Origin of the sequence: Winogradskyella sp. SYSU M77433 (assembly GCF_029911945.1) — a bacterium.
GTDB lineage: Bacteria > Bacteroidota > Bacteroidia > Flavobacteriales > Flavobacteriaceae > Winogradskyella.
On record NZ_JARYTG010000002.1, the window covers coordinates 405,999 to 418,959 of the forward strand.

The 12,961-nt window shown below is 33.3% G+C and carries 9 protein-coding genes; 6 read left to right on the forward strand and 3 right to left on the reverse strand.

Annotated features, from left to right (window positions below; genetic code table 11):
- Positions 1–156 precede the first annotated feature (156 nt).
- From QGM60_RS05155 to QGM60_RS05170, 4 genes are all read left to right on the forward strand, one after another.
- On the forward strand, positions 157–1,197 hold the full coding sequence (locus QGM60_RS05155; protein ID WP_281139155.1) for an NAD(P)/FAD-dependent oxidoreductase: 1,041 nt from the start codon (positions 157–159) through the stop codon (positions 1,195–1,197).
- A gap of 87 nt (positions 1,198–1,284) precedes the next feature.
- Positions 1,285–1,674: a hypothetical protein gene (locus tag QGM60_RS05160; protein ID WP_281139156.1), complete on the forward strand. Its 390-nt coding sequence runs from the start codon at positions 1,285–1,287 to the stop codon at positions 1,672–1,674.
- 66 nt (positions 1,675–1,740) lie between these two features.
- Positions 1,741–6,060, forward strand: a complete 4,320-nt coding sequence (locus tag QGM60_RS05165) for a CusA/CzcA family heavy metal efflux RND transporter (protein ID WP_281139157.1) — start codon at positions 1,741–1,743, stop codon at positions 6,058–6,060.
- A 1-nt stretch (position 6,061) separates the two neighbouring features.
- Positions 6,062–7,198: an efflux RND transporter periplasmic adaptor subunit gene (locus QGM60_RS05170; RefSeq protein ID WP_281139158.1), complete on the forward strand. Its 1,137-nt coding sequence runs from the start codon at positions 6,062–6,064 to the stop codon at positions 7,196–7,198.
- A gap of 85 nt (positions 7,199–7,283) precedes the next feature.
- Here QGM60_RS05170 and QGM60_RS05175 read toward each other — a convergent pair whose 3' ends face one another.
- Together QGM60_RS05175 and QGM60_RS05180 are read right to left on the reverse strand one after the other, a co-directional pair.
- Positions 7,284–8,828 carry a glycine--tRNA ligase gene (locus tag QGM60_RS05175; RefSeq protein ID WP_281139159.1) on the reverse strand — a complete coding sequence of 515 codons (1,545 nt, stop codon included), beginning with the start codon at positions 8,826–8,828 and terminating at the stop codon, positions 7,284–7,286.
- 64 nt (positions 8,829–8,892) lie between these two features.
- Positions 8,893–9,777, reverse strand: coding sequence for a hypothetical protein (locus QGM60_RS05180; RefSeq protein ID WP_281139160.1), 885 nt, complete (start codon positions 9,775–9,777; stop codon positions 8,893–8,895).
- A 66-nt stretch (positions 9,778–9,843) separates the two neighbouring features.
- Here QGM60_RS05180 and QGM60_RS05185 point away from each other — a divergent pair, with 66 nt between their 5' ends.
- Together QGM60_RS05185 and QGM60_RS05190 are read left to right on the forward strand one after the other, a co-directional pair.
- Positions 9,844–10,524 (forward strand): phosphoribosyltransferase family protein, encoded by a 681-nt coding sequence (locus tag QGM60_RS05185; protein ID WP_281139161.1) that lies wholly within the window; start codon positions 9,844–9,846, stop codon positions 10,522–10,524.
- 55 nt (positions 10,525–10,579) lie between these two features.
- Positions 10,580–12,193, forward strand: a complete 1,614-nt coding sequence (locus QGM60_RS05190; RefSeq protein WP_281139162.1) for an Ig-like domain-containing protein — start codon at positions 10,580–10,582, stop codon at positions 12,191–12,193.
- Here QGM60_RS05190 and QGM60_RS05195 read toward each other — a convergent pair.
- Positions 12,182–12,958 (reverse strand): amidohydrolase, encoded by a 777-nt coding sequence (locus QGM60_RS05195; RefSeq protein ID WP_281139163.1) that lies wholly within the window; start codon positions 12,956–12,958, stop codon positions 12,182–12,184. The genes QGM60_RS05190 and QGM60_RS05195 overlap by 12 nt on opposite strands.
- Positions 12,959–12,961 lie beyond the last annotated feature (3 nt).

Here is a 12,961-nt window from a genome sequence, read left to right on the forward strand (position 1 = left end):
TAAATACCAGATATCTATTATCTAGTATTTTGTTTATTGCCTCAAAAAAACATTAATAATTAGACTCTATTTTCTTTTATCAAAGCTTACTGCTAATTCTATTTGTGTAAAATCATTAAAAACTGTATACTCCCAGCGAAACCTTAATACGTTTTAATGAAAGATTTTATAATTATTGGAGCAGCTCAAGCAGGATTATCTATGGCATATCATTTAAAGAAAAATCAAAAAGATTTTTTAATAATTGATAAAGAGGATGAAATTGGTGCCTCTTGGCTTAACCGATGGAACTCGTTAAAACTCTTTACACCAACAGAGTTTAACCATCTTGAAGGCATGCCTTTTCCCACACCTAAAGGGCATTATCCAGACAAATATGAAGTCGCCAATTATTTTAAAACTTATGTAGAGAAATTTGACTTTCCGGTGCAATTAAACACACTTGCAGAACGCATTGAAAAAGAAGACTACCATTTTGTTATAAAAACAAATAAAGGCGATTTAAACTGTAAAGAAGTTATTGTAGCTACGGGACCGTTTCATATTCCGTATACTCCAAAATTTCATAATAATATTTCGGAAGATATTTTTCAAATACACAGTAACTATTACAAAAACCCAAAGCAACTAAAAGATGGTGCTACTTTGGTTGTTGGTGGAGGTGATAGCGGATTTCAAATTTTAGATGAAATTTCAGAACAAACCAATAAAAAAACTTATTTCTCAGGAAACACAGATATCAAAACCCTACCACAAGAACTCTTAGGGAAAACGCTTTGGTGGTGGTTTACTGTAACAGGATTTTTAAGCTTTAGTAAGGACTCTTGGGTCGGAAAAAAGATTAGTAAATCAAAACAACCTATTATAGGTACAGATGTAAAATCTATTATTAAACGAGACAATGTTATCCCAGTAGGATATACTATAAATGCCGAAAATAATACTATAAAAACAACCATAAAAGAATTAGACGATGTTAAAAATATAGTTTGGGCAACAGGCTATAAACCTAATTTTGAATGGATAGAAAACATTGAATTAACAAAAAATGGCTACCCTAAACATCATCGTGGTATTAGCAGCACAAAAGGACTCTATTTTATAGGCTTACCATGGTTACACACACGTGGTTCTGCAACTTTAGGAGGTGTTAAAAAAGATACCAAATATTTAGCAGATAAGATATTACAGAGCTAACCTCTTAATTATATTAATTCTATATTAGTAATAGTCTGTAACTTAAGTCACCTACCAATGGTTAAAGTTTTGTAAATTAGCTTCGGTATGAGTAAAGTTGTGGCACTAACATATTCGTTTTTGATACTTATTCAAAGTTTCAACATTAACTTAGAAGATCTTTCTAAGTTTAGTACGCTTATGGATCATGCCCAATTTCATAAAGAAATGTATGGTGATTCCTTTTTTCAGTTTTTATCTGAACATTATGGTGAAGTTAAACATTATCATGATAGCGATAATCAAGATCATGAAAATCTGCCATTTAAAGACAATCATCACATGTGTACACACATTAATTTGTCTTTTATAAGTCCAAATATTTCATTTAAAATAGGTAGTGAAGAATTCATAGAAATTCCTTTTAATTTCGTTTACAAAGAATCTTTTACTTCATTTGAAAAATCATCTGTTTTTCAACCACCAAAACACGCATAATTCATTTTAAAATTCATCCTGTTTTCAATTATAGACAGGTACTTTTCAATTTTATCATTATGAATTATGTTAGAAAAAATCATAAAATCAAGCTTAAATAATAAGCTTATTATTTTCCTTTTTACAGCATTTATTATTGGTTTCGGAATTTTCTCTTTGACCCAAATTCCTATTGGCGCTGTACCAGATATTACCAATAACCAAGTCCAAGTGATTACCACATCACGCAACTTATCAACCCAAGATGTTGAGCAATTTATCACCTATCCTGTCGAGCTAGAAATGGCAAATTTACCAGGCGTAGAAGAGATAAGATCAGTTTCAAAATTTGGTCTTTCTGTGGTAACCATTGTTTTTGAAGACAATATGGGCACTTATCTACCAAGACAATTAATTGCTGAAAAAATTAAGTCAGCTTCTGAGAAAATACCTGACGGATTTGGCTCGCCAGAAATGGGACCAATTACCACTGGTTTGGGTGAAATATATCAATATATTTTAGATGTAAAACCAGAGTATAAAGACCAGTACTCAACTACCGATTTACGCACCATACAAGACTGGATTGTTAAGCGTCAACTATCAGGTATTCCTGGTGTTGTTGAAGTCAATACTTGGGGCGGATATTTAAAGCAATACGAAGTTGCCATTAACCCAAATAAGCTAAATGCTATGAATATTTCGGTGTCCGAAATTTACGACGCATTAGAAAAAAACAATAGTGTTGCTGGTGGTGGATATATCGAAAAAACCAACGAAGCCTATTTTATTCGTGGTGAAGGTTTGGTTAAAAACCTTGAAGATATAGAGCAAATCGTAGTGAAAAATGAAGGCGCGCCAATTTATATTAAAGACGTTGCTAAGGTAGGTTTTGGAAGCGCTACACGTTTTGGTGCCATTACTGGTAACGGTGAAGGCGAAAAAGTACTTGGGCAAATTATGATGCTTAAAGATGGTAACTCTAAAGCCATTATCGACGCCGTAAAAGAACGCGTAAAAGACATACAAAAAAGCCTACCAGAAGGTGTTTACATCAACGGATTTTTAGAACGTAGCGAACTGATTGGCAAAACGACCTTTACCGTGTCTGAAAACCTAATTTTAGGATCTTTAATCGTCATTTTTGTTGTGGTTTTATTACTTGGTAATTTACGCTCAGGTTTGGTCGTTGCGTCTGTTATTCCGTTGAGTCTGTTATTCGCCATTTCACTAATGAACATTTTTGGTGTAGATGCCAATTTAATGAGTCTTGGTGCAATAGATTTTGGGATTATTATTGATGGTGCTGTAATTATTGTCGAGTTTATTGCTTTTAGAATTATTACCGAAAGTGAAAAACTAAAATTACTCACAAAAGAAGCAAAACAGTCAGAAATTGATCAAATTACGTTAAAAAGCGCATCAAAAATGATGAATTCTGCCATTTTTGGCCAATTAATCATCTTAATTGTATTCATTCCAATTTTATCATTAAGCGGTGTAGAAGGCAAAATGTTTAAGCCTATGGCATTGACGTTTAGTTTTGCATTAATTGGTGCTATGTTACTGTGTTTGACTTACGTTCCTGTAGTATCATCTTTATTTTTGAAACCGAAAAAGCCAAGCGAAAGAAATATTTCCGTTAGGTTAATGAAAGCGCTTAACTCTTGGTACAAACCATCAATACATTGGGCCTTACAACACAAAAAAATTGTGGTGAGTTTAGCCGGAATTTTACTAGCTATCAGCATCTTTTTATTTAGTAAAATGGGTGGTGAATTTGTACCAACTTTAGATGAAGGCGACTTCGTAATTCAACCTGTTTTAAAAACAGGAACATCACTTGGAAAAACCATTGAAATCACGACCAAAATCGAGAATATTCTTTTAGAAAATTTCCCAGAAGTTGACCAAGTTGTTAGTCGTATTGGTGCTGCCGAAGTCCCAACAGATCCAATGTCTATGGAAGAAAGTGATGTGATTATAAAACTAAAACCAAAAGACGAATGGGTAAGCGCAGAAAGTAAAGACGAATTAGCCGATAAATTTAAAGAAGCATTAAGCATCATTCCTGGTATGGAAGTGGAATTTACCCAACCTATTGAAATGCGTTTTAACGAGCTAATTACTGGTGTTAGAGCCGATGTTGCTATTAAAATTTTTGGTGAAGATTTATCCATTTTAGCCAATAAAGCAGACGAAGTCAAAGAACTCATTAAAGATGTTGAAGGTGCTTCAGATATCATCATTGAAAAAGTTGAAGGTTTACCACAAATGAGTGTGTCCTTCAACCGAAGTAAAATTGCACGTTACGGACTGAATATTTCAGATATTAATCAAATAATTTCAATGGGATTTGCTGGCGGAACTGTTGGTCAAGTGTTTGAAGGCGAAAAGCGCTTTGATTTAGTAATGCGTTTAGATCAAAACAATAGAAAAAATCTAGCCAGTCTTCAAAATTTATATGTCGATACACCAAGTGGAACAAAAATTCCGCTTAGTGAACTAGCTGAGATCACTTACACCACTGGACCTGCAAAAATTTCAAGGGATGATACCAAACGTCGTATCGTCGTTGGTATTAACGTGCGTAACCGCGATTTACAATCGGTAGTAGATGACGTAAGAGCTATTCTAGACCAACAACTAAAATTACCTGTTGGCTACAACGTAACTTATGGTGGACAATTTGAAAACTTACAAAGTGCCAAAGCACGTTTAATGATTGCGGTTCCAATTGCTTTAGCCTTAATTTTCTTACTGCTGTATTTTGCATTTGGCTCAGCAAAAGAAGCCTTATTAGTATACTCTGCTATTCCATTATCTGCTGTTGGTGGCGTATTGCTTTTATGGTTACGCGATTTACCGTTTAGCATCTCTGCAGGTGTTGGTTTTATTGCGCTTTTTGGAATTGCCGTACTTAATGGTATCGTACTTATAGAACATTTTAAAGAACTAAAAGAACACGGTATGGATGATATAGAAGAACGCATAAAACGTGGTACCTCAGAGCGTTTGCGACCTGTTTTACTAACCGCAGCAGCAGCAGCTTTAGGATTTTTACCTATGGCGGTTTCCACCAATGCTGGTGCCGAAGTTCAGCGTCCTTTAGCAACCGTAGTCGTTGGCGGTTTAGTCACTGCAACCGTATTAACCCTAATTGTGTTACCTGTTTTATACGCGTGGTTTGAAACTAAAAAAGAAATTAAAATGAATAAAACTGCAATCGTTACCATTCTCGGTTTCTTTTTTATGATGAATGCTAACGCTCAAAATCCATTAACCATTGAAGAAACCTTAGCGTTAGCTATAGAAAATAACGCTAGTTTAAAAGCTTCAAATCTTAAGGTAGACGAAAGCAATGCTTTAATAGGAAGCGCTTTTAGTTTTGATAAAACGTCAATTTATTACAGTTATGATGAAAATAATTTAGCTATAAACAATCAACCGCTAAAAGTGTTTGGTATTGCTCAAGATTTTAAGTTTCCGACGGTATATTTTGCGGAAAAGAAAACCAATAAAGCGAAAGCTAGTCTAGAAGAAACACATTACAATCTCAAGTTTGAGCAATTACAGCAAGCGGTTTACGCCAACTATTATCAATTGAGTTATGCTAAAAACAAGGCGAAAACCTATAAATATTTAGATAGTCTGTATCAAGATTTTGCAAATAAATCTGAACGTCGTTTTGAAGTTGGCGAAACCAATTATTTAGAAATGATTACCGCCAAATCCAAACAAAAACAGTTAGAAACCTTGTACAAACAGGCACTTAAAGAAGTTGCGTTTTCTAAAGAACAACTCAAAAGTGTTGTACAAGTTGATAGTTTAGAGATTGTTGACCAACCGCTTGAACAATTACAAATTGAAACGATTTCAACACAAAATAATGTTGGTTTTCAATACTTTGAACAAGCTAAAAACTATCAAAACGCCATCTATCAACAAGAAAAACAAAACTTGTTACCAGATATTAGTGTAGAGTATTTTCAAGGTACAAACGACCAATTAAACACCAATATAAAAGGGTATCAATTAGGGTTGAAAATTCCGTTGTTGTTTTCTGGCAATGCTTCAAAAATAAAAGCTTCAAAAATTGCTAAAGACATTATTACAGAGCAACAACAAGATTACAAAACCAAGTTAAACACTAAGTACAATGCACTTTTTGCGACTTTAGCGCAATACGAAGAAGCTGTAAATTACTATAATAATGAAGGTGAAGACCTTAAAAATCAAATTATAAAAACAGCAACTCGTACGTTTAAAGAAGGTGAAATTGACTTTTTTCAATACATACAAAGCCTTGAAACCGCTAGCGAAATTGAATTATCGTACCTAGAAAATTTAAACGCTTACAATCAAACCGTAATACAAATTAACCACCTTACTCTAAATATCAATTAAAATGAAAAACATATATATACTTCTTTTTTCGCTTTTATTTTTAGCCTGCGGAAACAAAGAAAACAACACAGAAATGGTTGAAAACACACCAACCAAAAGCAATGTAATAACAGTAACTAAAGCTCAATTTGAAAGTGAGCAAATGGTTTTAGATACTTTGAAAACACTTGATTTTTCAACAGGAATTGCCGTTACCGGAATGATAGACGTACCACCAAAAAACAAATCGAGTATCACGACATTTATTGGTGGATATATTACAAACACACCGCTTTTAGTTGGTGATGAAGTTAAAAAAGGACAACTTTTAGTAAGCTTAAAAAATCCTGAGTATGTTGAAATTCAGCAAAACTATCTAGAAATCGCAGAGCAACTTAATTACTTAAAAGCTGAATTTAACAGACAAAAAACGTTGTTTGATGAAGAAATAACTTCAGAAAAAAACTTCCTAAAAGCGCAAAGTACTTACAAAAGTAGTTTAGCTACTTACAACGGACTAAAGAAAAAACTACAAATGATGAATATTAGTCCAGCTGCTGTAGAACAAGGAAATATCACCTCAACCATTAGTCTTTACGCACCAATTAACGGAAACGTCACTAAAGTAAATATAAGTAATGGTGCTTATGTTGCGCCAAACGATGTGATATTAGAAATTGTAGATATTGATCATATTCATTTGGAATTATCTGTATTTGAAAAAGACATCATGCACATCAAAAAAGGTCAAAAAATACAGTTTAAAATTCCTGAAGCTTCAGAAAAAACTTTTGAAGCAGACGTACATTTAGTAGGTACTACCATCGATGAAACTACAAGACGTGTTAAAGTTCACGGACATGTAGATAAAGACTTAGCTAATTTTATTGTTGGTATGTTTGTAGAAGCTAACATTATTACAGACAGTAAAAAAGGTGTTGGCTTGCCAAACGAAGCTATTGTAAGTGAAGACAAAAATAATTATGTGCTTGTTTTAGATGAAACAACTACTGATGGCTATCAATTTAAAAAGCTAAAAGTTAATACAGGACAACAAGACGAAAATGCTACAGAAATTTTAAATCCTGAAGTTTTACAAAACAAACAAATATTAGTTAAAGGTATCGGAATGCTACTGGAAGAAGGTGGCGAAAACTAATAGATAAGATGATTAAACATAAAACGCCCAAAACTATTCGTTTTGGGCGTTTTTTTATTTATAAATTGCTGCTTTTACAGGAATTTTACATCTTCATTAACCATTCTTTTACGTCAACTTCTTTTTTAATGATGTCGCGTAATTCTTCAATTTTAACACGCTTTTGTTCCATAGTATCTCTATGACGTATCGTTACAGTGTTATCTTCTAGACTTTCACCATCTACTGTGATACAAAATGGTGTACCTGCAGCATCTTGACGACGGTAACGTCTACCAACTGCATCTTTTTCATCATAAGTAACGTTAAAATCCCATTTTAAGTCATCTACAATATCTTTTGCCATTTTAGTTAGACCTTCATCTTTTCTAACTAATGGTAAAATTGCTGCTTTTGTTGGCGCTAAAACTGCTGGTAATTTTAAAACAGTTCTTTCGCTTCCGTCTTCTAAAGTTTCATCTTGTAAACTATTAGAGAATACTGCTAAAAACATACGATCTAAACCAATTGAGGTTTCTAAAACATAAGGTGTATAGCTCGTATTTTCTTCGTGATCGAAATACTGAAGTTTTTTACCAGAATACTCTTCGTGTTGTTTTAAATCGAAATCTGTACGAGAGTGAATTCCTTCTAATTCTTTAAATCCGAATGGGAATTTAAACTCGATATCTGTAGCTGCATCTGCGTAATGCGCTAATTTTTCGTGATCGTGGAAACGGTAATTATCTTCGCCTAAACCTAGCGATTTATGCCATTTAAGACGTGTTTCTTTCCAGTAGTCAAACCATTCTTTTTGTGTTCCTGGTTTGATAAAGTATTGCATTTCCATTTGTTCAAACTCGCGCATTCTAAAGATAAATTGTCTTGCAACAATTTCGTTTCTAAAAGCTTTTCCTGTTTGAGCAATTCCGAAAGGAATTTTTAGACGTCCTGTTTTTTGTACATTAAGGAAGTTTACAAAAATACCTTGTGCTGTTTCTGGACGTAAGTATAAATCCATTGCGCTTTCTGCACTTGCACCTAATTTGGTACCAAACATTAAGTTAAACTGCTTAACGTCTGTCCAGTTTTTACTTCCGCTTAATGGACAAGCAATTTCTAATTCTTCGATTAAGGCTTTTACGTCTGATAGATCTTCATTTTCTAAAGATTTACCTAGACGTTTTAGGATGGTATCAATTTTTTCTTGATAGCCTAAAACACGACCGTTTGTGCTTAAAAATTCTTCTTTATTAAAAGCTTCGCCAAAACGTTTTTCGGCTTTTTTAACTTCTTTATCAATTTTAGCTTCGATTTTTGCGCAATAATCTTCAACTAAAACATCTGCACGATAGCGCTTTTTTGAGTCTTTGTTATCAATTAATGGATCGTTAAAGGCATCTACGTGTCCAGACGCTTTCCAAGTGGTTGGATGCATAAAAATTGCAGCATCTAATCCTACAATATTATCGTGCATTTGCACCATTGCGCGCCACCAATAGTCGCGTATGTTTTTCTTTAATTCTACACCGTTTTGTGCGTAGTCGTAAACTGCGCTTAGTCCATCGTAAATTTCGCTACTTTGGAATACGTAACCATACTCTTTTGCGTGAGAGATTACTTTTTTAAATTGATCGTCGTTGTTTGCCATGCCACAAAAATAAAAAACCGCTCAAATTAATAGAGCGGTTTTATTTAAAAAAATATGCTTTGTTTTATTTTAATTCTATACTGGTAGCTCCTAATCTTAAATCATCATGAAAGATGCTTATAAAATAGTGTCCTTTTTTGAACGGTTCATCATCGTCATCTGCAACTACATCGGTACAAACCTGTAAATCTTTATTTTCGTAATTCACAATTTCTTTTTTGCTATACAATAAAGAAGAATCTCCAAAAAACATCTCACCTTGATCTGACACTACATTTCCTTCAGGACCTACAATTTGAACATATAAATCTTTCTTACCTTTTGGAGTCAATGGGTTTTCCGATAAATTTATACACACATTCATTGCATTAGTACGACGTGCTTTTTCAGTGGTTCTTTTTTTGCCCGACTTGAGTCTGTATGCCTTAACAGCAACACTATTAGCTTTTAAAATAGAAGCAGCATCAATGGTTTTGTTTAACGATGCATTAGTCTCTTCGAGTTTACTAATAGTTTTAGAGTTTTTCTTAATGGTATTTAGCGCTAATGACTTTTCTTGCTCTAGCTTAAGATTTGCTGTATTTAAAGAATCTATGGTACCTAAAAGAACTTTACTTTTATCTTTTAACACCAAGAAATGATCTTTGAATTTTGAAATTATTGATAAATCACTTTTTAGAAGTTTAAGTGAATCAAGTGCATTTTTAGCCTCTAATCTGGCATCATTTAATTGCGCAGTCATTAATCCGTGATCCTCACTTAATTCATCATAACTTTCTAGCATTTCTGATAATTCTGTTTCTATCAGAACTTTTTCTTGCTTTAAAAAATCCTCATAAGATTTTATAGATTTATAATTCGAAAAACTATAAAGCCCAAGACCTGTTAAGACGACTAATAAGGAACCGATAATTATCCTATAGTTAAATATGTGGGGACTAACTATCATAATTAATTTCTTAATTTGATGCGAAATTAGATGTATTGACAGTATTCCTTAATTTTAATCGATTAAATGATAATAAATTTGTTAAAATTGTTTTTTCCTACAGTATGCGAAGCTTGTAGTGAAATATTGAATGATAATGAAGCTGTAATCTGCACTGGCTGCAGACATCAGTTGCCTACAACAAATTTTCATTTTGATAATTCTGACGACGTAAAGAAAATCCTTTATGGACGTGTTAAACTACAACACGCAACGGCATTACTACACTTCTCTAAAAAAGGTATAGTTCAGCAATTACTTCATAATCTAAAGTACAGAGGCCATGAGCAAATTAGTCCATTTCTTGGTGAATGGTTAGGGGCTGAATTAAAAACTCTTGATGCTTATAAACACATTGATGTTGTTGTACCTGTTCCGCTGTATAAAAGCAGATTGCGAAAACGTGGTTATAATCAAGTTGCTAAATTTGGTAAAGCACTATCAGAAGCTCTTGATGCCGCATACAATGATTCTGTTTTGATAAAAACAAAATCTACCAAAACACAAGTTTTTAAAGGGAGATTATCGAGATGGAATAATGACGATGCCATATTTGATATTTCAGAAAAAGAATCACTCAAAGGAAAACATATTCTTCTGGTTGATGATATTATTACCACTGGTGCAACCGTAGAAGCTTGCGCTTCCGTTTTGTTAAAAATTGATAATATTTCGTTAAGTCTCGCAACCATGGCAATTGCAGATTGATTTTTTCGTTTCTAAATTTTAATATCGTTTCTTTGTGCAAAATAATATAAAGTCAATGCGTTTATCTTTAGTACGATTACTTAGCCTAGTAACTATAGCAATAACTATTGCTAGTTGTGCTAATCGTGGTACTCCTACTGGCGGAGAAAAAGATACTGATCCACCTGTTATTGTCAGAGCTGTACCAGAAAATTTCTCAACTAATTTTAAAGGCAACGAAATACGAATTTATTTTGACGAATATGTAAAGATAAAGGATGCTCAAAAGCAACTTATTATCTCGCCTCCTATGGATACGGCTCCCATAATTACTCCAATGAGTACGGCTAGCAAGTACATTACCATAAAAATAGAAGATACACTTATAGACAACACAACATATGCCTTTAATTTTGGTGAAAGTATAGTTGACAATAATGAGGAAAATCCATATCCTTACTATCGCTATGTATTTTCTACAGGCAACACTATAGATTCGTTATCAGTGCAAGGTTATGTAGTTGATGCTTTGCAGGAACAAGCAGATCCTTTTGTTTCTGTAATGTTATACGAAGTAGATTCTACCTACAAAGATTCTATAGTTTATAAAGAAAAACCAAGATATATTACTAATACACTAGATAGTTTAACTACGTTTAGCATTGAGAATATCAAAGCTGGGAAATACAAACTTGTAGCTTTAAAAGACAAAAACAGCAATTATAAATTTGACCAAAAGGATGACAAGATTGGTTTTAAAGAAGACTATATCGATGTACCAAATGATTCATTATATAAACTGACTCTTTTTAAAGAAGAAGTAAACTATAAAGCTGTAAAACCAAAGCAAGCAGGAGAAACTAAGATTATCTTTCCTTACGAGGGTGATTACGAATCTATACGGATTAAAGTTTTAGGCCAAAAACCTGAAGGTTATGCCACTCGTATTGTAAAAGATGATAAAACCGACACTTTATACTATTGGTACAAACCAAAATTTGAATTAGATTCCACACTATTCTTAGTCACTAATAAAACACAAGTAGATACTTTTAATCATCGTTTTAGAGCTCTTGAAGCAGATTCCTTAGAAATTAAATCAATTACTTCTGGGAATGTAAACTATGACCAAGATTTTACACTATCAGCGACTACTCCACTTTCTAGTATCGACACAACAAAGATTAGTATTATAGACAAAGATTCATTAAATGTACCTTATAAAGTACTGTATGATTCCATATCTAACAGATATAAGTTTCCTGTAGAAAAACAAGAAGGGCAACAATATAAAGTTACCATGCTACCTGAGACTTTTAAGGACTTCTACGACGGAGTAAACAAAGACACTTTAAATTTTAGTTTTAAGACTAAAATGAAATCAGAATATGGCAATATTAGAGTTAATCTTAGAAATGCTACCTTTCCATTAATCGTTCAGTTAACTAATGATAAAGGTGAAGTATTCTACGAAAAATATACTGCCGAGTCTCCTGTTGTAGATTTCACCAACTTACCTCCAAAACTTTATAAGTTACGTGTTATACATGACACCAATGGGAATGGTAAATACGACACAGGAAATTATTTATTGGGAATACAGCCAGAACGTGTGAGTTATTCACCTCCGATAGAAGAAGTACGCTCTAATTTTGATTTTATTATAGAGTTTGAGTTATTAAAAGAATAAGTCAAAATTATCTTTGTCCTTCAAAAAACCAAGCTTTTCTCTATACTTACTGATATGACTTTTTTCTAAAGTAAGAACCTCAACAGTTTCTTTACGCTCTGGTATTGTATCTAGTCTATTACCAAGAACATCAAAAGCTGATGAATGTCCTGAATATTCATAATCATTTCCATCTAAACCAACTCTGTTTACACCAATACAAAACGCCATATTTTCGATGGCTCTAGCTTTTAACAAAGCATCCCAAGCAGCAACACGAATCATTGGCCAATTAGCTACATAGATAAGCACATCATAGTCTTCAGCATTTCTAGCCCAAACAGGAAAACGCAAATCATAACAAACTAAAGGACAAATTTTCCAACCTTTGTAATTGAAAATTACTTTTTCATTTCCTGCTGTATAAACTTTATGTTCGCCAGCTAAGGTAAAAGTATGCCGCTTGTCATAATGTAATATTTCACCTGAAGGCTCCACACAGACCAATCGATTATAAAAATTGTTATTTTCCTCAATGACCAAGCTACCAATAAATGCCGCTTGTTTTTCTTTAGCCATAGATTTTAGCCAATGAATACTTTCACCACTCATAGATTCAGCCACATGAGAAGCGTTCATAGTAAAACCAGAAGTAAACATTTCTGGCAAAACAAAAAGGTCAGCCGTTACTGAACTGACCATTTGCTCTATATGTTTTCTATTAGCTTGTGGGTTTTCCCAAACCAAGTCTGTTTGTATCAATGCAACCGTTAAGATATCACTCATAGA